The following is a 21,703-nucleotide window of genomic DNA, read 5'->3' on the forward strand; positions in this document are numbered from 1 at the left end:
CGTGGTGTTCGGAGGCCTGCAGGCGGCGTCGCCGTTGGGCTTCCCCTGGCTGACCCCAGCCACCGTCTACGCGTTGGGGCTCACGCTCATCGCGGCTGTGTACGTGGGGTTCAGCGTCGCGGATGGGCGGCCGACGGTCATCGCCGTCGAGATCGGCGTCGCTTCAGCTTTCGTCGTCGTCGCCGCGGTCGCGGTGACCGGACCGGCCTGGCTGATCGTCGGCGGACTGGCAGGCCACGGCCTCAAGGACCTCTGGCAGCACCGGACCGGCTTCGTGGCCAACACCCGGTGGTGGCCGGTGTTCTGCGCCGTCGTCGACCTCGTCGCTGCGATTGCCATCGCGCTGATGACGTTGACCCACCGCGGCCTCCCACTGTGAGGCGGGGACTCTGATCGGCACGCGGCTGGTACCAGCTGGCGAGCCTGCGCGGCTCACCGCAGCTCCCGGTCCCCCGGTGGGGGGACCGCGTGACCACTCCCCCGGCCCCGAGAGCGGCACGCAGTGTCCGACGCGAGTGGGCACTGCTCTCGAGCAGCGATCAGCCACCGGAGCTGTTCGATCCCGCGATGGTCACCGACCTGCCGATGGCGGCCCGCCGCTGGCTCGTTCACGCGATCGCCCCCGAGACGCCGCTGTGGCCGTCAGTCATCCTCACGATGCGCGGTGAGATCCGCCTGGGCGCCTGGCGATTCTTCACCGCCACCCAGGTTCTCGCCCCGCCGCGGGGTTCATCTGGGCCGCCCGCGCGCGTTTCGCCGGCATACCGGTCACCGGCTTCGACCGATACAGCGCCGGCTCGGGACAGATGGACTGGCGACTCGGTGGTCTGCTCCCCGTCATGACCGCGACCGGGCCCGACGTCACGCGCAGCGCCCTCGGACGGCTGGCGGGTGAGATGGCACTGGCTCCCACCACCTTCCGCGGGGCCACATGGAACGCCTCGCCGGCCCGCACTGCGTTTCATCCGACGTCCGTCCACGTCCATCGGCTCGTTCGTCCCGGGGGGCGGGTCCATGCAGTGCACCTTCCCGGGTGCCCTGCGCGATCCGTGGACGGGCATAGATCCCCGTCCTGCCGGTCGCCTGGAGTCGGCAGGAGGCGTCAGGGCTCTCGGGCATACCGCAGGCGCGTGGCGAAGGAAGGGGCTGCCTCGCGCCGTACCTGGCGGCGTCAGCCCATGCCCGCCCCCGGGACGTCGACCGGGGCCACTTCGATCCGGCCGACACGCGGGCCCTCGGCCCAGCTCGGCGCGGTGCAGACGAACAGCGTCCGACCGTCGTCCCCGCCGAGCGCGCAGGCGTAGGACAGCGACCCCGAGGCGATGGCGACCCTGCCGGTGATCGCGCCGCCCTCGCGCACCCGTACCACCTCCGGCGTACGCGCCGTGGCCACCCACACGTCGCCGCCGGCGTCCAGGCAGATTCCGTCGGGCGCGATGCCCGGCGTCTCGGCGAAGACCCGCCGCCCCGACAGGGAGCCGTCGGCGGCGACGTCGAAGGCGGTGAGTCGTGCACCGTACGTCTCGGCGACCACCAGCGTCCGACCGTCCGGCGTCAGCACCATCCCGTTGGGGAAGACGACGTCCTCGGCGACGACCGTGACACTGCCGTCGGGGTCGGCGCGCACCAACACCGTCGGCTCCACAGAGGCCCCGCGGACCAGGTCGAAGCCGAAGCTGCTGACGTAGGCGCGGCCCGCCGCGTCGACGACCATGTCGTTGGCCCGGAATCGGGTGTGTGCCGAGAGATCTGCCCGCGTAGTCGTATCGCCGCCGGCGACCTCCAGCAGCAGCCGGCGCTGCATCGAGACCACGAGCAGGGTCCCCTCGGGCGTCCAGCCCAGCCCGGACGGCGAGTCGTCGAGGTCCAGCACCGGAGTCAGGTCGCCGTCTGGCGTCAGCGTGCGCACCCGGCGGTCGTGGAAGTCGGAGAACCAGAGCCGGCCGCCGTGCCAGCGCGGTCCCTCCGGGAATCCCAGGCCTTCGGCCAGTGTCGTCGTCTCGGCAGTCACCCGCGCAGGATAGGTCGGCCTCCGGCAGGCCGACCGGGCGTGCGTTCGCGCCCCACAGGGGTCAGCGAAGTCGACGTCGCAGCCCTGCGCGCTCCACGCGTTGAGGCTCACGCTCACCGCGGCCGTGCAGGTAGGACCCAGCGTCGCGGATGGGCGGCGGACGGGCATCGCCGTCGAGACCGTCGTTCCGTAGCGTCCCCTGCATGCGCGCAGTCCAGATCACCGAGATCGGTGGCCCCGAGGTCCTGACCGTCGTCGACGTCCCGGAGCCCGAGGCGGGGCCTGGCCGGAGCCTGCACGACGTCTCCGCGGCCGGCATCAACTTCGCCGACACCCACCACCAGCTGTCGTGAGACCTACCTGAGGTTGCTCGCCGCAGGGAGTGGTCCGGTCATGCGGGCCAGCGACTCCGGATAAGGCTCGACTATTGCCTCGACCTGGTCACGTCCCTCGCCGACCCGCCGGGACTGAGCGCGGTGCGCGCCCCAGTCAGCCGCAGATCCAAGACGTCCTGACCGATCAGCCGCCTACCCACGATCATTGGTTGCCGTCCGCGTCCCCAGGAGAGTCGGCAACCATGGAGGCCGCCGTCGGCCGTCACACCGCCGTCGACCGCCATCCGACCCTGCACGTCCGCGTTCCAGGTGACGACGACGTCGGTGCGCTCGACGAGCACCAGGTGATCAGCGCGTTCTGCGTGTTCCGGACCACCAACCGGCACACGTGCCTGGTCGTCGCCCACCTCACCACGCGGTCACTCATGGCCGGTGGAACGCTCATGGAGACAGGTGCGCCCGACCTGGCCACTCCCCGCCGGGTCACGTGAGTTTCGTGCACGACTGACAGGAGACCCCAGACAGATGACTGCACCAGCCCACCCGCGACAGGCCCTCGTCGTGGGTGCCACCGGGATCGTCGGCCAGAACCTGGCGGAACGGCTCACGGCCCAGGGCTGGGACGTGCACGGGCTCTCCCGCAGCGGGCGGGTCGCCGGCCCGGGGGTGCACCCCGTCAAGGCCGACCTGGCGGACGCCGCAGGACTAGCCGCGGCCGTGGCCGGGCTGTCACCCGAGCTGGTCGCGATCACGGCATGGACCCGGCAGGCCACCGAGGCGGAGAACATCGCGGTGAACGGGGCCGCCGTCCGCAACGTGCTCGAGGCGCTGGAGCCGGCCCGATCTGAGCGGCACGTGGCCCTGATGACAGGGTTGAAGCACTACCTCGGCCCATTCGAGGCCTACGCGCAGGGCGAGATGCCCGACACGCCCTTCCACGAGGACGAGCCGCGGTTGGACGCTCCGAACTTCTACTACGCGCAGGAGGACGAGCTCTTCGCCGCCGCCGCCCGCGCGGGGTTCACCTGGAGCGTCCACCGGTCGCACACGGTGTTCGGCTTCGCCGTGGGCAACGCGATGAACATGGTGCTGACGCTGTCGGCGTACGCCGCGATCTGCAAGGAGCTCGGCAGGCCCTTCGTCTTTCCCGGGTCGAGCACCCAGTGGAACAGCGTGACCGACGTGACCGACGCCGATCTGCTGGCCGACCAGATCATCTGGGCCGCCGGCGCCGAGGCGGGCCACGACCAGGCGTTCAACACCGCCAACGGCGACGTCTTCCGCTGGCGCTGGCTGTGGCCGCAGATCGCGGCCCACTTCGGCGTGGAGTGGGAGGGGTACGAGGGACGGATCCGGCCGCTCACCGAGAGCATGGCGGGGGCCGAGGACGTCTGGGCCGGGATCGCCGCGGACCACGGCCTGGTCGAGCCCGACCTCGGCCGGATCGCCTCCTGGTGGCACACCGACAGTGACCTCGGGCGGGAGATCGAGGTGCTGACCGACATGAACAAGAGCCGCAAGGCCGGGTTCACCCAGAGCCGGGACAGCCGCGACAGCTTCTTCCGCTACGTCGAGCGGTACCGCGCGGCGCGCATCATCCCCTGACGGCCGCCTGCCCGGAGGTCCATCTGCACCGCTGGGACTCCGGATCAACGGGAACCCCCACCCTCCGGCCATGTGTGCCGTGCAGATCACCCGCTTCGGCGGCCCGAAGGTCATGAGTGTCGTCGACGTCCGCGAGTCGGAGGCGGGTCCCGGCCAGCAGCTCTACGAGGGGAGCTCCGCAGGAGTCAACTTCGCCGACACCCACCACTGCCTGTCGGTCAACTGACCTGACGGGAAGTGGACGGGCACAAGGTCAGGACGGAGGCGTCGGTTGGTCGGCCGAGGGCACGAGTCCGTGTTCGATCCGGTTCATGGTGTCCGCGAAGGCAACGGAGATGTCGATCCCGAGGCGCTCGGCGATGACGATCACCCACCACAACGACTCGGACAGCTTGTGTGCGAGCTGCGCATCGACGTCGCCGTCGATCTCCCAGGTCCCCTCATGGGCCAGGATCAGTCGCCCGACGGTGCCGACGTCGTTGCCGAAGCCCAACATGAGCTCCTGGAGCGTCCACTCCTGGCCGTTGAGTCGTCGTTCGATGGCCTCGTAGAGGGCCCGAACCTCCATCGCCCGCCGGCGTGCGGACTCGAGATCGACCTGTCCCGGCTGGCTCACGTCGACTCCTGGGTGCGTGTGACCTGCGGAGAGGGCCCGACTGTCGGAAACCCGTAGCCCCCGCGCTCGGTCGCCTCGATCGTGCCGAGAAGGGCCAGAGCGTCCTCACTGGGACTGCCTGGCGCTGCGCTGGCCACGGTCAACTGCAGTCCCGGCGACTCGCGTACGTCGAAGGTCTGGTAGGACAGCTCGAGGTCACCGACGGCGGGGTGTCGGATGTGCATGTGCACGGTCGTGAGACCGGCGACCTCATGGGCGTCCCAGATGGCAGCGAACGCCGGGCTGCGGACGTAGAGGCGGCGCACCAGGGCGGCAACCTCGGGGTGGGGCGGCGAGAAGCCCGCGGAGAGGCGTATGCCGCGGACCGAGGCGTGAGCGACGTCGTCCCAGTGCACGAAGTACGTCGGCGCGGTCGGATCGAGGAACAGGTACTCCAGCACCTTGCCGTCGTGGTGGGCGGGAGCGATCAGCCCGGCCGCGATCTCGTTGGCCGCGATCACCCGGAAGGCGGGGTTCACCACGTAGGCCGCGGCCTTCGAGAACGAGTTCAGCAGTTGCCGCAGGTGTGGGCTCAGCTGCTCTTCGGTGGCTCGGGTCGTCGGGGCGAGCCGCGCCAGCCGGAAGGCATGGTCACGAGCGTCGGCGCCCAGTTGCAAGGCGCGAGCGACCGCCTCCATGAGCTGTGGCGACGGGGCGCGCTCGCGCCCTTGCTCCAGGCGGGCGTAGTAGTCGGAGCTCACGCCGGCCAACACGGCGACCTCTTCGCGCCGCAGGCCGGTCACGCGTCGGCTGCCGACGCTGCGCAGCCCGGCCGCCTCGGGTGTGATCCGGGCGCGCTGGGCTCGGAGGAAGTCGCCGAGCTCGTTGTCTCTCGCGCGGGTGTGCGCTCCGGACATGGTCAGCTCCGTTCGGTGTTCACCATCACGAACCGGCTGCACCGGCCGGATTCCTCGAAGGTCACGGTCCAGCGGTTGTCGAAGTCGCCGAGCTTCGCGTACCGCCCGATCCCGGTGATGACGACGTCCCACCCGTCGATCGCGGCGATGGACCACTCGAACTCCCATCCGCCACTCTGCCAGTCCCACCGGCTGCGCCAGCCCTCGATGATCGCCTCTCGACCGATCCAGTCGGTGTCGTAGGGCGATTCGTGGTACTCGGCGTCGTCGGTGAAGAGGGACTCGATGTCGGCGCGGGCGTTGCTCTTCCAGGCCTTCACGTAGTCCTCGACCCACCGGGTGACCGAGGCGGTCGTCGGGCCCGGGGGGACCGCATCGGCGGTGGCTGGCGTCATGGGTCCGAGCCTGCCCGCGGGTGGAGACGCCAGACAGGGTGCATTGCTCCTAGGGTGTCGCGCCCTTCACCGGCGAGCGCGACGCCGGGAGTCTCGGGAGCGGAGAACGTCTCCGATGGTCCCTCTCGCTCGCTCCCTGAAAGGTGCACCCAGCCATGACCGATCCGGCCCCCACGCCCACCGTGGTCATCGTCCACGGCGCGTGGACCGACGCGAGCTCCTTCGCGGGAGTCCAGCGCCTCCTCTCCCAGGAGGGCTACACAGTCCTCGAGTTCGCCAATCCGCTCCGCTCGCTCGCCGGCGACGCGGACTACCTCGCCACGTTCCTCCAGACGCGTACGAGCGGCCCCGTCGTCCTGGTGGGCCACTCCTACGGCGGCGCCGTCATCGGCGCCGCGGGCCTCGCCGCGACCGACGTGCGCGCCCTGGTGTACGTCAACGCGTTCGTGCCGGCTCAGGGCGAGAGTCTGCTCGACCTGCTCAACAGCGTCGGACCTGTCGACCCCACTCAGCTCTTCGACATGGCGCCCTACCCCGGCGCCCCTGAGGGCGACGTTGACCTGTACATCCAGCGCGGGCCGTTCGAGCCGGCGTTCGCGACCGGCCTCTCCGAAGAGGTCCAGACGGAGTTCTACGCCAAGCAGCGCCCCATCACGTTCGCAGCGGTGGGAGCGCCGGCGGCCCCGGGCCAGGCCTGGGAGCAGCTCCCCTCCTGGTACGTAGCGGGACGCGTCGACGGGAGCATCCCGCTGGACCTGCAATTGCGGATGGCCGAGCGCGCAGGAGCCGCCGTCACCGAGGTCCAGGCCGGGCACCTGTCCATGGTCAGCCACCCCCGGGAGGTGGCGGATGTGATCAAGGCAGCCGCACGCGGCACTGACCAGTAGGCGCCAGCCAGGGACGCGTCCGCCCCGGCGCACGAGATCGGTCGGCGCATCGAGTGCGCGGCCGGGGGCTGATGGGTTGCCTCAGGAACGCCGGGCCGATCCGGCCTCCCGACGGACGAACACGCATCTCTCAACTGCGCCCACACCACCGAGTCCGAACGCAACCGACCTCTTGCAGCAGTCCAGAAGGAGCACCCATGTCCAGCACGCGGTCCACCGAGCACCTGCGCGCCACCGACGACCCCGAATACGTGCGAACGCCTCCGGTGACCTACGTCGCCGTGCTGGGTGACGGGTCACCCGGGACCGACGAGTTCTACCGCAAGAAAGCCCTGGTCGCCGACGTCGCCGACGAACTGACCCAGGCTGGGTCCGCGCCGGTCGTGGAGATCCAGTACTGGTACCCGGAGGGATCCACGCCCGTCGAGATCGCCGACTTCTACAGCGTGAACCCGGTTCCCTCCCTGCTCTACCGCGTCCTCTGCCAGATCCCCGCAGGTACCACCCAGACGGCCGTCGAGGACGCCCGGGCCCGCGCAGCAAGCACCGCGGACACGACGTCCGACGACGTGGCTGTGTTCTCCATGCCTGAGCAGGACGTCGTCCAGGTCATGCACCACGGCCCGTTCGCAGAGGAGCTCGCCACGCTCGGGCTGCTCGGCGAGTTCGCCCGGCAGCAGGGCCTGCGTCGCCGCGGGCCGCACCACGAGATCCACCTCGACGGCTTCACGCGCAGCACACCGCAGGACACCCTCCGCACGATCTTGCGAGACCCCGTCGGGTGACCAGCTGTCCCGAACACCGGCATGTGACGCGGCATGACAGGAGGACGCACCCTCGCTGGCACAGTGGATCGCGGACAGCGTCGTTGACATGGCGAGAGCGGGTGGCCCCCTTGGCGAATTCGTCCGCGCCCAACGTGCCCGCGTCACGGCCGCGGAACGGCCGAGGGCGTCCTGGCTCCGGCGCAGGGGCGGGCCCTCTCCAACCAGACCATGATCACTGGGCGCAGTTCCTCGCGGGTCCGCCACCGCTGCCTGTTGAGGAGGTTCCCCACTCAGTGCTGCTGCGGCGAGCACCCCGCCCGTCACGTCCAGCGCGGGGAAAGGCCATAGCCTCTCCGGCATGCGAGCCGTGCAGATCACCAAGTTAGGTGGTCCCGAGGTTCTGGATGTCGTCGACGTCCCCGAGCCGGAGGCGGGTCCCGGCCAGCAGCTCTACGACGTCTCCACTGCGGGGATCAACTTCGCCGACACCCACCACCGGCTGTCTCGCCACGGACGTCACCCGCACGTGCAGGAGATGAGCATGGGAGTTGCGGCCGGCTTCGCTTGATTCCGCGCAGGCACCAGAGGGCTGGACGCCGGCCGGGCCGGATGCCCCCATCGGGCGCCCAGCACGGCACTGTCGAACCACCGGCGCGCGGGGAGACGGAGACTCCCGACACCCGTCTTTGGAGGCGGTGATCGACGAAGGCGGATCTCGTCGGGCGCAACGCCGGCGTCAGGCGGATGAACCGGTGAGGAGGACCGCGCGGAGCCGCACCTGACGGCGAACCAGCAGCCAGGCGGCCATGACCAACGTCAGTACGACGCCGGCGACCGTGAGCAGATCGTCGATCAGTGGCAGAGCAGCGCCGGCGACAGCGCCCGCGGCGACCAGTGCACTGGACCACAGGAGGGACGCGGGGGCGGTGCCGCGGAGCATGATCGCGAGCGGAACGCCGGCGGACGCGGCCAGGCGCGGGGCCAGCGTGCGCGCGCCGACGACGAACTGGGCCGTCGCCGCCGCCCGCACCGGCCGGCGTCGGATCGTCTCGCGCCACGGCGTGATGAGCCGGTCGACCAGACGGATGACCTGCGCCGGCGCGCGACGGCGGACTGCGTCACCTGCCGGCGAGGTGCCGCCCGACCTGCGCCTGACCACCTGGTGCCCGAGTGCCGCACCGAGCACGGTGCCGGTGGCGGCACTGAGCGCAGCCAGTGGCAGCGACACCACGCCGATGCCGCCGAGCACGCCCAGCCCGAGGACCAGTGATCCGGCCGGCAGGACGATGCCGATCAGCAGACCTGCCTCGAGCACCAGCACGAGCGCGACCGCCACCAACGACGCTGGTGCACTCATCTGGAGCAGGGCGTCCACAGGAACGAGCACTCCCTCGAGGTGGTCGAGCTGGACATGGACGCGGCGAGACCGGACCCGGTCGGCCGTCACCGCTGGGGAGACCGGCCTCGTCAGGCCGGACGAGGACTTTCGCGGAGCAGGCCGAGAGCGGGCTCGTCGGTTCCGCCGTCCGCACGACCATCCGGGAATGACACGTCGGTCAGCTGCTCCGACAGCTGCCACATGCGCTGCGCGTCCCCCGTGCGCCGCAGCCGCCCGTAGGGCTTCTGCTCGGCCGGCGGTCCGCTGATGTGCCCGAACCTGCGCGGCCCGTAGAAGCGGCCACCGGCGGCCTCCGACGAGGTCGCGCCGAACAAGGCGGGGAGGGCGGCCGTCTCGGGGGTGCCCGCGATGCCCATCGCGGACAACCTCCTGATCATGCGGATCTCGCGGGACTCCTCGGAGCGGCCGATGCCCGGCTGCGCGGCGAGCAGGTTCGTCGGGGCCACGCCGGGGTGCGAGAGATTGCTCGTGATCCCCCAGCCACGTGCCGTGCTGCGCCGGTCCAGCTCGAGGCCGAACAGCCCGAACGCGATCTTGGAGTGGCTGTAGGCGCGCATCGGGTGGTAGGCGCTCTCCCACTGCGGGTCGTCCCAGTTGATCGCGTACCGGTTGGCCGCGATGCTCACCTGCGAGGTGACGCGCGCGCGGCCGGCGCGCAGCAGCGGCAGCAACTGCGCCACGAGCGCGAAGTGGCCGAGGTGGTTGGTCCCGAACTGCAGCTCGTGCCCGTCGACCGTCGTCCGCCGCTCCGGCGGGGTCATGACGCCCGCGTTGTTGATCAGGACGTCGATCGGCCGTCCCTCCTCGAGGAGCGCACTGCTGAAGGCGGCGACCGACTCGAGCGACGCCAGGTCGAGCGGGTGCAGGGTGATCGTCGCCCCGGGTACCCGCGCGCGGATCTCCGCGACCGCGGCCTGGCCCTTGCCACGGTTGCGGACCGGGAGGACGAGGTCGGCGCCCGCCGCAGCCAGCCGGCGGGCGATGACCAGGCCGATGCCGTCGCTGCCTCCGGTGAGCACCGCTCGCTTGCCGGACAGGTCGGGGACGAGCATGTCGATCGTTCTGCGGGCCATCAGCGGGCTCCTGTCTGGTCGATGCGCTGGGTGCGCCGTGACACCACAGTCCCCCGCGCTGCCGTCGGGAGGCAGGACCTGTCGATCCCCCCCAATGCCGACCGCAAGGGGGGATCGACGGACCGTGGTTGTGCCGGTGCCGCGCCGGTAGACATGGCCCCGCCGTCCCGACCGGGCCGGCGCACTACGCACCAGGAGGACATGTGGCCATCGATCGAGCCGGCCTGGCGGAATTCCTCCGGCACCGCCGGGAGTCGCTGCAGCCCGAGGACGTCGGCATGCCCCGCGGGCAGCGGCGCCGGACCACCGGCCTCCGACGGGAGGAGGTCGCTGCCCTCTGCCACATGTCGACCGACTACTACGCGCGCCTCGAGCAGGAGCGCGGCCCCCAGCCCTCGCAGCAGATGATCGCCTCGATCGCCCAGGGGCTGCACCTGTCCCTCGACGAGCGCGATCACCTGCACCGGCTGGCGGGGCAGCAGCCGCCTCCCCGCGGTGCGGACAGCGAGCACGTCAGCCCCGGCCTGCTTCGGATCCTCGACCGCCTCACCGACACCCCCGCCGAGATCGTCACCGAGCTGGGCGAGACCCTGCGCCAGACGCCCGTCGGGATCGCCCTCACCGGCGACACGACCCGGTTCACCGGGCCGGCGCGCAGCAAGGGGTACCGGTGGTTCACCGATCCGTCCTCGCGGGCGCTGCATGCCGCCGAGGACCACGCCTTCCTCTCCCGCATGTACGCCTCCGGGCTGCGCGCCATCCTGGCGATGCGAGGGCCCGGTTCGCGCGCGGCTCACCTGACCGACCTCCTGCTGGAGCAGAGCGAGGAGTTCTGCGACTTGTGGGAGGTCCACGAGGTGGGCATCCATCCTCAGGAGGTCAAGCGCTACCAGCACCCGGAGGTCGGGCGGCTCGAGCTCAACTGCCAGACGCTCGTGGACCCGCACCAGGCGCACCGGCTGATGGTCTACACCGCCGTTCCGGGCACCGAGAGCTACGACAAGCTCCAGATGCTCACCGTGATCGGGGCCCAGTCCCTGGCCGTCCCCGAGGCCACCACCGCCGGCATGCAGCCCGAGGACCTGCGATGAGCCGCTTCCTGCATCGCCTCGGCAGATCGACGGCCGCCCATCCCTGGCGCGCGCTCGCGGCGTGGGTGCTCATCGCCGTCGTGGCCGTCACCACCGCCGGTGCGTTCGGTGGCACGCCCCAGGACAATTTCGACGTCGAGGGCGCCCCTGCGCTCGCCGGCATCGAGTCGCTGCGTGAGAACTTCCCCGGCTCGGGCGCGGCCGGCAGTTCCGCCCAGGTCGTCGTCCACGACCCCGACGGCGGCGAGGTGGGCGACGCGCAGCTCTCCGATCTGATCGCTGGGCTCGCCGACGTCGAGCACGTGACGTCGATCGCGCCGCCGCGCTGGTCCGACGACCGCGACACCGCCCTGCTGCACGTCGTCTTCGACGTGCCGGTCACCCACCCCGACCTCGCGAGCGGCCTCGGTGTCGAGGCGCTCCAGGACGCGGTGAGCACGGCCGACGACGGTCTGCAGGTCGAGCTCGGCGGCGAGCTGCCCAACACGTCCGCCGAAGCGGTGCAGGGCACCGGCGAGATCGCCGGCGTCCTCCTGGCGCTCGTGCTGATGGTGTTCGTCCTGGGCACTGTCGTGGCCGCCGGCCTCCCCCTGCTGGTGGCCCTGGCCGGTCTCGGGATCTCGGTCGCGGGCGTCACGCTCCTGGCCGCGGTGACGGACGTCAGCACCACCGCCCCGACCGTCGCGATGATGGTGGGCCTCGGCGTCGGTATCGACTACGCGCTGCTGCTGATCACCCGCCACCTCGAGTACGTGCGCGCCGGCGTCCCGATTCCCGAGGCCGCGGGGAGGGCGACCGCCACCGCGGGCCGCTCGGTGGTGTTCGCCGCAGCGATCGTGCTGGTCTCGCTGATGGGGCTCCCGCTCGCTGGTCTGCCCACCTACTCCTCCTTCGGGTTCGCGACGGGTATCGCCGTGGTGTCCGTCGCGGCGGCCACCCTCACGCTCGTGCCGGCCTTCTGCGGCCTCCTCGGTCGCCGACTGCTGCCGCGGAGAGAACGCAGAGGTCTGCCGCCCCGACGTTCCCGACCGGTCCGGGAGCCGTTGTCCGCGCGCTGGGCGGCGGCGGTCACCCGCCGACCGGTGCCCTGGGCCCTGGCCGCGCTGCTCCTGATGGCGACGCTGGCCCTGCCGGCCCTGGACATGCGCACGTTCCCGCGGGACGTGTCGAACAACGCCAACGACAGCACGACCCGGCAGGCCTTCGACATCGTCACCGCCGAGTTCGGCGCCGGGGCGAACGGGCCGATCACCGTGGTGGTCGATCGCGCGGCCGTCGGCGACGCCGGTGTCGCCGCGGCCGCCGCACGGCTGAGCGACGTGCACGACGTCGTCGCGGTCACCGGCCCGGTCGTCTCGCCCGACGGACAGGTCGCCGTGCTGACGGCGGAACCGGCCTTCGGCCCGGCCGACGAGCGCACGCCCGAGCTGCTCGAACGGTTGCGCGCCCAGGTGGACGGCGCCGAGATCACCGGCAACACCGCCATGCTCTCCGACATCTCCGTGATGCTGTCGGAAAGGATGTGGCTGGTCGTCGGCTTCGTCGTCGCGGTGTCGATGCTGCTGCTCGCCGCGATGTTCCGCTCGGCCGTCGTGCCGCTGAAGGCGGCCGCCCTCAACCTGCTGTCGATCGGGGCTGCCTACGGGGTCGTCACCGCGGTCTTCCAGTGGGGCTGGGCCACCGACCTGGTGGGCCTGGACCACGCGATGCCCGTGTCGAGCTGGCTGCCCATCCTGATGTTCGCCATCCTCTTCGGCCTCTCGATGGACTACGAGGTGTTCCTGCTCTCGCGGATTCGCGAGCACTGGCTGCGGAGCGGGGACGCCCGCGCCAGCGTCGTGCGGGGCGTCGCCGGGACGGGACGCGTCATCTCGACCGCCGCGGCCGTCATGGTGGTCGTCTTTCTCGGCTTCGCCACGGAGTCCGACCTCGTCGTCCGGCAGCTGGGTCTCGGCATGGCCGTCGCGGTGCTCTTGGACGCCACCGTCGTCCGGATGATCCTCGTGCCCGCCACGATGACCCTCCTGGGACGAGGCAGCTGGTGGCTGCCCGCCTGGCTCGACCGACTGCTGCCCACGATCGAGGCGGAGGTCACCGACGAAATTCGGGGCGACGGGCCGGGGTCCAGGGCGTCTGCCGCCGGTCGACGTCGCGACGAGGAGCTGGAGGGCGTGGTCGGCTGAGCCCACCGCCGCCACGGCCGGCGCCGATCTCGACCTCCGCGGGACCGGCGCCGGTCTCGGCCCTCAACTCGGCCGACGAGCGCCGGCCGAACCCTGCACGACGTCTCAGCCGCCGGAGTCACCTACGCCGACACCCACCTCCGGCAGGTGGCCGCCGTCGTAACGGATGCGTTCGCGCTCCACTGATCCAACTCGCCCAACAGGCGGCCTTCGTGGCAGTAAGCGGCCAAGGCTAGTTGGTCCTCGTCGTGGACGGCGTGGAGCAGGTACTGACCGTTGGCGGCGGGGGCGGGCTGACCGTCCGCCGCCCGAAGGGGCAGGCCCTAGCCTGACCTGCATGCGTGCTGTGCAGATCACCCGCTTCGGCGGCCCGGAAGTCCTCGACGTCGTCGACCTTCCCGACCCCACTCCAGGACCAGGTCAGACGCTGTACGAGGTGAGTGCCGCAGGAGTCAACTTCGCCGACACCCACCAGATCGAGAACTCCTACCTGGCCGCCCAGCAGCTGCCGCTCATCCCTGGCGCGGAGTTCGTCGGCACCCCGGTCGGCGGCGGCCAGCGGGTGGTCGGCCTGCTCGACGGCGGCGGCTACGCCGAGCGGGTGGCCGCGAACGACCGGCTCACCTGGGCCGTGCCGGACGGCGTCACCGACGAGCAGGCGCTGTCGCTGGTCCTCCAGGGGACCACCGCCTGGCACCTGCTGCGCACCTGCGCGCACCTGGCCGAGGGCGAGTCCGTCGTCGTCATCGCCGGTGCCGGTGGCGTCGGCTCGCTGGCCGTGCAGCTGGCCCGCCGCTGGGGCGCCGGCCGCGTCATCGCCACCGCGTCCAGCCTCGAGAAGCGCTCACTCACCGAGGAGCTCGGCGCCCACGCTACCGTCGACCCGGCGCTGGCGGACGACGACCCGAAGCAGTTCGCCGCCGCCCTCCGCGAGGCCAACGACGGCAAACCCGTCGACATCGTGCTCGAGATGACCGGCGGCAACGTCTTCTCCGGTTCGCTCTCGGCGCTGGCCCCCTTCGGCCGGCTGGTCACCTACGGCATGGCCGCCCGCCAGGAGACGCCGTCGGTGCCCCCGGGCGCGCTCATGCAGAAGAGCCGCGCGGTCATCGGGTTCTGGCTGGCGCACTGCATGGCCCGTCCCGACATGCTCGACGCCGCCATGACCGACCTGCTCGCCATGACCGCGGACGGCTCGCTCAAGCCCGTCGCAGGTGGGCGCTACCCGCTGTCCAACGTGCGCGACGCACACCAGGACCTGCTCGCCCGCCGCACCACCGGCAAGCTCGTCCTCGACCCCACTCGCTGAGGGAGCGGGGGGGTCAGCCCTTCGCGCGGGCGGCGTCGGCGAGGGCGACCGCGTCCTCGGCGCCGTCGAGCGCGTCGAGCAGCGCCTGACCCTGCCGCAGGTTGGCCGTCAGCATCCGGCGAGCCACCGCCAGCAGCTCGGCCGTCTGCGGGTCGCACAGCGAGCAGATGACGTTGTTCCGCACTCGCCGGCTCCCGACGATGCCCGCACGGCGCAGCACGCTGACCTGCTGCGACAGGTGCGAGAGCTCCAGCCCCGTGCCCTCGGCCAGCTCGCCGATCGTGCGCTCCCCCTCGGCCAGGAGCTCGAGCACCCGGATGCGCGCCGGGTGCGCCAGAGCCTTGAAGAGGTCCGCCTTGGCCTCGGCCAGGGGGCGGCCGGGTGTGAACGGCATACCGCCAGCATACGAACCAGCGGCCTTCTGTAGTGCTTGATAAGTTCGTCAAGTCACTCGACAGAAGTTCCCGGTGAAGAGGTGCGATGTCCCGCTGGTGGCGGACGGACGGCGTGGACGACGGCGTGGACGACGCCGACGCCCAGACCCTGGAGAGCATGCCGATCGGTCTGCTCGAGCTGGACACCGACTGGACGGTCCGCTACATCAACGCGGCCGGTGAGCAGATGGTCGGGCACGTCCGGGCCGACCTGCTGGGCCGGTCCTACTGGGATGCGTTCCCGGCCAGCACGGGCAACGACTTCGGCCGCGCGTACCGCGAGGCCGTCGCCACCCGCCGGCCGCAGACCTTCGAGGCCTTCTACCCCGAGCCGCTGAACCAGTGGTACGAGGTTCACGCAGTGCCCGCCCTGCACGGCCTCTGGGTGTACTTCACGGAGGTGACCGCACGCCGCCAGGCCGTCGAGCGGCTGGCGCTGCTCGCCCGGGTCAGCGAGGACCTCGTCGGCACCCTGAACGCCCCTGCGGCGGTGGGGCGGATCCCCCGGGTGATCGTGCCCGCGCTCGCCAACTGGGCGACGGTCGCCGTGCTGGCCGAGGACGGCACGCTGCTGGACGCCGGGGCCTGGCACGTCGACCCGGCAAAGGTGCCGCTGGTGCGCCGGTTCGCCGCCGCGGCGCAGGCGTCCTTCCCCACGACGTCGCCGAGCCTGCGCGCGGTGACCACCGGCACCCCGGTGACCGTGCCCGCCACCGGGCTGACCGGCCGCGCGCTCGGGCTGGTCGCCACCGGTGAGGCGCGCCGACTCCTCCGGGTGCTCGACCCCGGCACCATGACCGTGCTGCCGATCCGAGGGCCGGACCGGGTGCTCGGCGTCCTGACCCTGGTGCACGACCGGCACCGGGCGGTCGACCCCGCTGATCTGGCCACCGCCACCGAGGTCGCGCAGCGAGCGGGTCTGGCCCTGGACAACGCGCGGCTGTACGAGCAGCAGCGGCGCCTCGCCGAGGAGCTGCAGCGCAGCATGCTGACCGCGGCGCCCCAGCCCGACCACGCGCAGATCGTGGTGCGCTACCTGCCCGCCGGCGAGGCCGCCCGCGTGGGCGGCGACTGGTACGACGCCTTCGTCCAGCCCGACGGCGCGACCGTCCTGGTCATCGGCGACGTCGTCGGCCACGACACCTCCGCTGCGGCGTCGATGGGCCAGCTGCGCAGCATGCTCCGCGGCATCGCCGTCACCGGTGACGTGGGCCCGGCCGGGCTGCTCGCCCAGCTCGACGCGGCGATGACCCAGCTGCAGCTGCACACCTACGCGACCGCGGCCCTGGCCCGCTTCGAGCAGAGCCCCGAGGACCTGGAGCGGGGCATCACCCGGATGCGCTTTGCGAACGCCGGCCACCCGCCGCCGCTGATCATCCACCCGGACGGCACCATCGCCGAGCTGGCCAGCTGGCGCGGCGACCTCATGCTCGGGGTCGACTCCGACACGCGGCGCAGCGAGTCGGTGGTCAGCCTGGACCGCCGGACCACCGTGCTGCTCTACACCGACGGACTGATCGAGCGCCGGGACTCCGTGCTCGACGACGGCATGGACCGCCTACGGGCAGCGGCGGCCGAGTTCGCCGGGCTCCCGCTCGACGAGCTGTGCGACCGGCTCATCGAGCGGCTGGTGGACTCCCGCCCGGAGGACGACGTCGCCCTGGTGGCCATCCGCCTGCACCGCCAGGACCGCCCCCGCCCCGACGTCGCCGGGCCGCGGGACGTTCCCCCGACGGTGCCGCCCGACCCTGCGGGCTAGACCAGGCGGTTGGTCCAGAGCAGGCTGAGGGCGGCGCCTATGAGCAGCACCAGGACGCCGACCCGCACGAACCGCGGGCTGATGTCCTGCGGCTCGGTCGTGTAGCCGATCTGGCTGCCCAGGTCGGCGTACACCTCCTCGAGCTCCTCGGCGCTGGCCGCCTCGCTGTAGCTGCCGCCGGTCTCGTCCGCGATCCGCTCCAGCGTGGCCCGGTCCACGGGCACCGGCACGGTGTCACCGTCCAGGTCGAGCGTGCCGTAGTCGGTACCGAAGGCGATCGTCGACACCGGGATGGAGACGTCCTGGGCGGCGTCGATCGCCTGGGTCTCGTCGCGGCCCACGGTCGGGTAGCCGTCGGAGAGCAGCACGACCCGCGCCGGCGGGGCCTCCTCGCCCGTCTCCTCGAGCGTCGCCTGGAAGTTCTGGATCGCGGTCAGCGAGGTGAAGATCGCCTCGCCGATCGCCGTCGACTCCGCCAGCTCCAGGTTGTCGATCGCGCCCCGTACCTGCTCGCGGTCGGTGGTCGGCGGCACCAGCGTCGTCGCCGTCCCCGCGAAGGTCACCAGCCCGAGGTTGATGCGCTCCGGCAGGACGTCGACGAACTCCTTCGCCGCCTTCTGCATCGCCCGGAAGCGGCTCGGCTCGACGTCCCGGGCCTCCATCGACAGCGAGACGTCGACGGCCATGATCACCGTCGCCCGCTCCCGCGGCACCCGCACCTCGGTGCTCGGCTTCGCCAGCGACACCACCAGCGTGGCGATCCCGAGCGCGACCAGCCCGAAGGCCACGTGCCGGCGCCATCCCGGCCGCTTGGGCACCAGCGAGCCGAGCAGGGCCACGTTCGTGAAGCGGGCGGCATACGCCTTGCGGCGCAGCTGCAGGACGACGTAGTACGCCACCAGCGCCGCGACCACGAGCAGGCCGAGCAGCCACAGGGGGGCCTGGAAGGTCATCGGGACGCTCCTCCGCTCCCGGCCCGGCGGCGCTCGCCGACGAACCGGACGACGTCCATGAGCCAGTCGCGGTCGGTCCGCAGCTGCAGGTGACCGGCACCGGCCCGGCGCAGCGCCCTCGCGATCCGGGCCCGCTCCTCGGCCGCCCCCTGCGCGAAGCGTGCGCGGAACTCGGCGTCGCCCGTGGGCACCTCGAGGGTCTGCCCGCTCTCCGGGTCGACGACGGTCAGCAGCCCCACGTCGGGCAGCTCCAGCTCCCGCGGGTCGACCACCTCGATGGCCAGCAGCTCGTGCCGGGTGCCCAGCGCTCGCAGCGGCCGCTCCCAGTCGCTGTCGCCGAGGAAGTCCGAGATCACGACCACCAGGCCGCGGCGGCGCTCCGGCCGGCGCAGCGTCTCCAGGGCGGCGGCGAGGTCGCCCCGGCGGCCGCCGGCGGCACGCGGGGTGGCGACGACGGAGCGCAGCAGCCGCTCGGCGGCGACCCGGCCCGGCAGTGCCGGGTGGCGGTCCACGCGCTCCCCCGTCGTCACGACCGCGCCCAGCCGGTTGCCTCCGTGCACCGTCAGGTGCCCGACCGCGGCCAGGCCGGCGATCGCGAGGTCGCGCTTGAGGCACTTGGCGGTGCCGAAGTCCAGGCTGGCCGAGAGGTCGACGACCGCCCACGTCTCCAGCTCGCGGTCGGCGATCGTCTCGCGCACGTGCGGGACCTGGGTGCGGGCGGTGACCGGCCAGTCCATGCGGCGGACGTCGTCGCCCGGGTGGTACGTGCGGGAGTCACCGGCCTCGGACCCGGAGCCCGGGACCAGACCCAGGTGGTCGCCCTGGAGCAGCCCGTCCAGCCGGCGCCGCACGGTCAGCTCCAGCCGGCGCAGCAGGACGTCGGCCGGGCCGTCGGTGAAGCGCGGGGGCGCGCCGTCGTCCCCGCCGGGGCTGTCCCCGGCGTCGTGCAGCAGGAGGCCGGGGTGCGCGGAGACCGCCGGGGACGGGCCGGCGCTGCGGCGACGCCGGATCACGCCGGGTGCGGCCCGTGACCGTTGGAGCCCTGACCGCCCTGGGCGGGCGGTGCGGCGTGCATGCCCTGGCCCGGCGCGCCGTAGGCGGTCGCACCCTGGCCCGGCCCGCCCTGGCCCTGCCCGTTCGACACCGGCATGCCCTGCGGCGGGCCGTACTGCGGCACCTGCGGTCCGCCGCCGGCACCGGGACCGAAGCCGCCGGCGTTCTGGCGGGGGGCCACCTGCGGCAGCGGCACCGTCTGCACGATGCGCTTCACGATGTGGTCGGCGGGGACGCCGTCGGCGAGGGCGTCGTAGGAGAGCACCAGCCGGTGGCGCAGCACGTCGGCGGTGATGTCGAGGACGTCCTGGGGCAGCACGTAGTCACGGCCGCGCACCAGCGCCAGCGCCCGGCTGGCGGCGATCAGGCCGAGGGAGGCGCGCGGGCTGGCGCCGTAGGACACCCACGTCGCGACGTCCTCCATGCCGTGCTCGCGCGGCGTGCGCGTGGCGACCACGAGGCGGACGACGTAGTCGACCAGCGCGTGGTGCACGAAGACCCGGGAGGCGGTCTTCTGCAGCCGGCGCAGCTCGTCGGGACCCAGCACGGTCTGGGCCACCGGCGGCTCGGAGCCCATGCGGTAGATGATCTCCCGCTCCTCGTCCGGGCTCGGGTAGTCGACGAGCACCTTCATGAGGAAGCGGTCGCGCTGCGCCTCGGGCAGCGGGTAGACGCCCTCGGACTCGATCGGGTTCTGGGTGGCCAGCACGAGGAACGGGTCGGGCAGCGGGTGGGTGACCCCGCCGATGCTGACCTGCCGCTCGGCCATGACCTCCAGCAGCGCCGACTGCACCTTGGCCGGAGCGCGGTTGATCTCGTCGGTGAGGACGAAGTTGGCGAACACCGGGCCGAGCTCGGTGTCGAAGGCGTCCTGCCCCGACTTGTAGATGCGCGTGCCGATGATGTCGGCCGGCACCAGGTCCGGGGTGAACTGCAGGCGGGCGAACTTCCCGCCGACGGCGGTGGCCAGGGTCTCGACGGCGAGGGTCTTCGCGACGCCGGGGACGCCCTCGAGCAGCACGTGCCCGCGGGCGAGGAGCGCCACGAGCATCCGCTCGACGAGGCGGTCCTGGCCGACGATGACCCGCTTGATCTCGAACAGCACCCGCTCGAGCCGGGCGGCATCGGTGGCCGGCGGTACCGGGGCGCCCGCCTGCGCGGTCGGGTTCTCGGTCGGCGTGCTGGCAGCGCTCGTCACGGGGCTCCCTGGTCGTGCCTGGCCGCGGTCACCGGAACAAGAGTGGCCGTCGACGGGGCGGCACAGCCGTCCCCGGGAACCAGTGTCCTACACCTTCCTGGGCGACAGCTGGATGCCGCCGGAAGGCCTCCCCGCGGTGCCGACGCCTGCGATCGATCTCTGCGGGACGGCTGCTCTCAGGCGTGCCGGCTGCTAGCCTCAGAGGTGCGTCGGGCAGCTCCCCCCGTGGCTGCCCGACGCCTCATCTCCAGGCGCCCGCGGAACGCCCGCCCGGCCGGCCGGCCCCGCTCAGGCGGAGGGCCGCACCGCGCCGGCGTAGTGGCTCCAGCGCATCGCCGTCGTCCGGACGGTCTTGCCGCTCTCCGGGGCCTCGAGCATCCGGTCCCCGCCGAGGTAGATGGCCACGTGGTGGATCGTCGAGGGATTGCCCGGGTCGGTGGCCCAGAAGACCAGGTCCCCGGGCCGCAGCGCGGCACGCCCCACCTTGGGCAGCTGGGCGTACTGGGCCCGGCTGTTGCGCGGGATCGCGATGCCGGCCTGGGCGTAGGCGTACTGGGTCAGCCCGCTGCAGTCGAAGCCGATGACACCGCGGTCGGGGTCCTGTCCGGGACCGGGGCCGCGGCTGCCGCCGCCACCCCAGGCGTAGGGGAGGCCGATGTAGCGCATGCCTGCGTTGATCGCGGTCTGCGCGGCCGACGACGAGCCGGGGCCGGGCGACGGGGCCGGAGCCGGAGCCGGGGCCGGAGCCGGAGCCGGAGCCGGAGCCGGAGCCGGAGCCGGCGCGTTCGGAGCCGGCGCGTTGGGAGCCGGCGCGTTGGGAGCCGGCGACTCCGGCCTCGGGGCCGGTGCCACGGGCTGCTGGGCAGCCTTGGCGGCCGCGGCACGCACGGCGGCCTCGCGGGCGCCGAGGAGCGAGGTCAGCTGCTGCTCCGCCTGGTCCAGCTGAGCCTGCACCGCGGCCTGCTCGGTGCGCACCTGCGCCTGCTGTGCCCGGGCGGACACCTCGGCGTTCCGAGCGACCCGGAGCTGCTCCCCGGCCGTCTGCTTCAGCTCGTCGGCCTCGGCCACGGCGGTGCGCGCGACGACCTCGGCCGCCCTCGCCCGCTTGTGCAGGACCGTGACGCGGCCCACGACGTCGGTGCGGTGGGAGCCGGCGGCCTCGAGCAGAGCGGCACGCTCGATGAGCTGCGAGGGGCTGCCCGCGGTGAGCAGTGCGCTGGCGCCCGGGCTGGCGCTCCCCTCCATGTAGGTCCTGCGCGCGAAGGCGACCAGGTCGTCGCGGGCGTCACCGAGCTGCGCGGTCCTGCGGGCGGCGTCCTCGGCCGCGGCCTCGGCGTGCGCGCGGGCCGCCTCGGCGGCCTCCTCGGTCGCCTGGTACTCGTCCAGCGCCAGGAGCGCCTGCTCCCGGGCGCTGTCCACCTCGGCCTGCGTGGCGGCCAGCTGGCCGTCGAGCTCGCCGATGCGGGCGGCCACGGCGTCGGCCTGCGTGCGGGCGGTGGAGATCTCCCCGTCGCTCGGCGCGCCAGGGGTCGCGTCGGCGACGGCGGGCGTCAGGCCGACGAGGAACGCGGCGGCGAGCGCCGTCCCACCCGCGCGCAGCGCTCCACGACGCCATGCCGGGCGCGCCTGGCTGTTCGGGGTACCGCTGTTCACGTCGCGACCTCTTCCGACTTCTCGACGATGGGCACCCGGAGGGGTGCCGTCGGGAAGGGGATCGGTCAGCCGGGCGACGTCGTTGA

23 protein-coding genes and 2 pseudogenes are annotated in these 21,703 nt (G+C 72.5%); 14 read left to right on the forward strand and 11 right to left on the reverse strand.

Going from position 1 to position 21,703, the window contains the following annotated elements; translation table 11 throughout:
- Window position 1 precedes the first annotated feature (1 nt).
- From BLS70_RS01060 to BLS70_RS21555, 3 genes and pseudogenes are all read left to right on the forward strand, one after another.
- Window positions 2-379 carry a hypothetical protein gene (locus tag BLS70_RS01060; RefSeq protein ID WP_091763667.1) on the forward strand — a complete coding sequence of 126 codons (378 nt, stop codon included), beginning with the start codon at window positions 2-4 and terminating at the stop codon, window positions 377-379.
- 188 nt (window positions 380-567) lie between these two features.
- Window positions 568-705: pseudogene (locus tag BLS70_RS21690) on the forward strand (hypothetical protein); the annotation flags it as partial.
- A 26-nt stretch (window positions 706-731) separates the two neighbouring features.
- Window positions 732-908, forward strand: a pseudogene (locus tag BLS70_RS21555) (DUF6544 family protein); the annotation flags it as partial.
- Between the two features lie 263 nt (window positions 909-1,171).
- Here the strand turns inward: BLS70_RS21555 and BLS70_RS01065 are convergent.
- Window positions 1,172-2,011 (reverse strand): SMP-30/gluconolactonase/LRE family protein, encoded by an 840-nt coding sequence (locus BLS70_RS01065; protein WP_218122227.1) that lies wholly within the window; start codon window positions 2,009-2,011, stop codon window positions 1,172-1,174.
- Window positions 2,012-2,214: 203 nt separating this feature from the next.
- Between BLS70_RS01065 and BLS70_RS01070 the strand changes: the two genes are divergently transcribed.
- The 4 genes from BLS70_RS01070 to BLS70_RS01085 all read left to right on the forward strand — a co-directional run bounded on the left by BLS70_RS01070 (window position 2,215) and on the right by BLS70_RS01085 (window position 4,177).
- Window positions 2,215-2,364, forward strand: coding sequence for a Zn-dependent oxidoreductase (locus tag BLS70_RS01070; protein ID WP_091763669.1), 150 nt, complete (start codon window positions 2,215-2,217; stop codon window positions 2,362-2,364).
- 224 nt (window positions 2,365-2,588) lie between these two features.
- The gene (locus BLS70_RS21140; RefSeq protein ID WP_091763670.1) at window positions 2,589-2,837 is read left to right on the forward strand and encodes a hypothetical protein; all 249 of its coding nucleotides are present in this window, start codon (window positions 2,589-2,591) and stop codon (window positions 2,835-2,837) included.
- A gap of 34 nt (window positions 2,838-2,871) precedes the next feature.
- A complete protein-coding gene (locus tag BLS70_RS01080) occupies window positions 2,872-3,951 on the forward strand; it encodes an SDR family oxidoreductase (RefSeq protein ID WP_091763671.1) in 1,080 nt (359 codons plus the stop codon).
- Window positions 3,952-4,021: 70 nt separating this feature from the next.
- Window positions 4,022-4,177, forward strand: coding sequence for a Zn-dependent oxidoreductase (locus BLS70_RS01085; RefSeq protein ID WP_091763672.1), 156 nt, complete (start codon window positions 4,022-4,024; stop codon window positions 4,175-4,177).
- A 27-nt stretch (window positions 4,178-4,204) separates the two neighbouring features.
- Here BLS70_RS01085 and BLS70_RS01090 read toward each other — a convergent pair whose 3' ends face one another.
- From BLS70_RS01090 to BLS70_RS01100, 3 genes are read right to left on the reverse strand one after another with little or no spacing between them, the layout of a single operon-like run.
- Window positions 4,205-4,567 (reverse strand): nucleoside triphosphate pyrophosphohydrolase family protein, encoded by a 363-nt coding sequence (locus BLS70_RS01090; RefSeq protein ID WP_218122228.1) that lies wholly within the window; start codon window positions 4,565-4,567, stop codon window positions 4,205-4,207.
- The gene (locus tag BLS70_RS01095) at window positions 4,564-5,505 is read right to left on the reverse strand and encodes a helix-turn-helix transcriptional regulator (protein WP_218122229.1); all 942 of its coding nucleotides are present in this window, start codon (window positions 5,503-5,505) and stop codon (window positions 4,564-4,566) included. Before BLS70_RS01095 ends, BLS70_RS01090 begins: the two co-directional genes overlap by 4 nt.
- On the reverse strand, window positions 5,466-5,858 hold the full coding sequence (locus BLS70_RS01100; protein WP_091763674.1) for a nuclear transport factor 2 family protein: 393 nt from the start codon (window positions 5,856-5,858) through the stop codon (window positions 5,466-5,468). Before BLS70_RS01100 ends, BLS70_RS01095 begins: the two co-directional genes overlap by 40 nt.
- Window positions 5,859-6,013: 155 nt before the next feature.
- On the opposite strand from BLS70_RS01100, the gene BLS70_RS01105 reads away from it, so the two are divergent.
- The 3 genes from BLS70_RS01105 to BLS70_RS01115 all read left to right on the forward strand — a co-directional run bounded on the left by BLS70_RS01105 (window position 6,014) and on the right by BLS70_RS01115 (window position 8,080).
- Window positions 6,014-6,745 carry an alpha/beta fold hydrolase gene (locus tag BLS70_RS01105; RefSeq protein ID WP_091763675.1) on the forward strand — a complete coding sequence of 244 codons (732 nt, stop codon included), beginning with the start codon at window positions 6,014-6,016 and terminating at the stop codon, window positions 6,743-6,745.
- 197 nt (window positions 6,746-6,942) lie between these two features.
- Window positions 6,943-7,530 (forward strand): GyrI-like domain-containing protein, encoded by a 588-nt coding sequence (locus BLS70_RS01110; protein WP_176946221.1) that lies wholly within the window; start codon window positions 6,943-6,945, stop codon window positions 7,528-7,530.
- Window positions 7,531-7,870: 340 nt separating this feature from the next.
- Entirely contained in the window at window positions 7,871-8,080 is a 210-nt protein-coding gene (locus BLS70_RS01115; protein ID WP_255362147.1) for a Zn-dependent oxidoreductase, read from the forward strand.
- 168 nt (window positions 8,081-8,248) lie between these two features.
- On the opposite strand, the gene BLS70_RS01120 is transcribed toward BLS70_RS01115, so the two are convergent.
- Window positions 8,249-8,869, reverse strand: coding sequence for a hypothetical protein (locus tag BLS70_RS01120; RefSeq protein WP_176946222.1), 621 nt, complete (start codon window positions 8,867-8,869; stop codon window positions 8,249-8,251).
- A 110-nt stretch (window positions 8,870-8,979) separates the two neighbouring features.
- Window positions 8,980-9,984 carry an SDR family oxidoreductase gene (locus BLS70_RS01130; RefSeq protein ID WP_091763679.1) on the reverse strand — a complete coding sequence of 335 codons (1,005 nt, stop codon included), beginning with the start codon at window positions 9,982-9,984 and terminating at the stop codon, window positions 8,980-8,982.
- Between the two features lie 203 nt (window positions 9,985-10,187).
- Here BLS70_RS01130 and BLS70_RS01135 point away from each other — a divergent pair, with 203 nt between their 5' ends.
- From BLS70_RS01135 to BLS70_RS01145, 3 genes are all read left to right on the forward strand, one after another.
- Window positions 10,188-11,075, forward strand: a complete 888-nt coding sequence (locus BLS70_RS01135; RefSeq protein ID WP_091763680.1) for a helix-turn-helix transcriptional regulator — start codon at window positions 10,188-10,190, stop codon at window positions 11,073-11,075.
- Window positions 11,072-13,258 (forward strand): MMPL family transporter, encoded by a 2,187-nt coding sequence (locus BLS70_RS01140; protein ID WP_091763681.1) that lies wholly within the window; start codon window positions 11,072-11,074, stop codon window positions 13,256-13,258. The genes BLS70_RS01135 and BLS70_RS01140 overlap by 4 nt, the downstream gene beginning before the upstream one ends.
- Window positions 13,259-13,595: 337 nt before the next feature.
- On the forward strand, window positions 13,596-14,567 hold the full coding sequence (locus tag BLS70_RS01145) for a quinone oxidoreductase family protein (RefSeq protein ID WP_091763682.1): 972 nt from the start codon (window positions 13,596-13,598) through the stop codon (window positions 14,565-14,567).
- Window positions 14,568-14,580: 13 nt separating this feature from the next.
- Here BLS70_RS01145 and BLS70_RS01150 read toward each other — a convergent pair whose 3' ends face one another.
- Window positions 14,581-14,961 carry an ArsR/SmtB family transcription factor gene (locus BLS70_RS01150; protein WP_091763683.1) on the reverse strand — a complete coding sequence of 127 codons (381 nt, stop codon included), beginning with the start codon at window positions 14,959-14,961 and terminating at the stop codon, window positions 14,581-14,583.
- 86 nt (window positions 14,962-15,047) lie between these two features.
- On the opposite strand from BLS70_RS01150, the gene BLS70_RS01155 reads away from it, so the two are divergent.
- Window positions 15,048-16,760 carry a SpoIIE family protein phosphatase gene (locus tag BLS70_RS01155; RefSeq protein ID WP_091763684.1) on the forward strand — a complete coding sequence of 571 codons (1,713 nt, stop codon included), beginning with the start codon at window positions 15,048-15,050 and terminating at the stop codon, window positions 16,758-16,760.
- Here BLS70_RS01155 and BLS70_RS01160 read toward each other — a convergent pair.
- The 4 genes from BLS70_RS01160 to BLS70_RS01175 all read right to left on the reverse strand — a co-directional run bounded on the left by BLS70_RS01160 (window position 16,757) and on the right by BLS70_RS01175 (window position 21,617).
- Window positions 16,757-17,713: a VWA domain-containing protein gene (locus BLS70_RS01160; RefSeq protein ID WP_091763685.1), complete on the reverse strand. Its 957-nt coding sequence runs from the start codon at window positions 17,711-17,713 to the stop codon at window positions 16,757-16,759. The two genes, BLS70_RS01155 and BLS70_RS01160, sit on opposite strands and share 4 nt — an antisense overlap.
- Entirely contained in the window at window positions 17,710-18,726 is a 1,017-nt protein-coding gene (locus tag BLS70_RS01165; RefSeq protein WP_255362148.1) for a DUF58 domain-containing protein, read from the reverse strand. Before BLS70_RS01165 ends, BLS70_RS01160 begins: the two co-directional genes overlap by 4 nt.
- Window positions 18,723-19,964 carry an AAA family ATPase gene (locus BLS70_RS01170; protein ID WP_255362149.1) on the reverse strand — a complete coding sequence of 414 codons (1,242 nt, stop codon included), beginning with the start codon at window positions 19,962-19,964 and terminating at the stop codon, window positions 18,723-18,725. The genes BLS70_RS01165 and BLS70_RS01170 overlap by 4 nt, the downstream gene beginning before the upstream one ends.
- Before the next feature lie 288 nt (window positions 19,965-20,252).
- Window positions 20,253-21,617, reverse strand: a complete 1,365-nt coding sequence (locus tag BLS70_RS01175; protein ID WP_091763686.1) for a C40 family peptidase — start codon at window positions 21,615-21,617, stop codon at window positions 20,253-20,255.
- Window positions 21,618-21,703: the final 86 nt, after the last annotated feature.

The organism is Blastococcus aurantiacus (assembly GCF_900102425.1).
Taxonomy (GTDB): domain Bacteria; phylum Actinomycetota; class Actinomycetes; order Mycobacteriales; family Geodermatophilaceae; genus Blastococcus; species Blastococcus aurantiacus.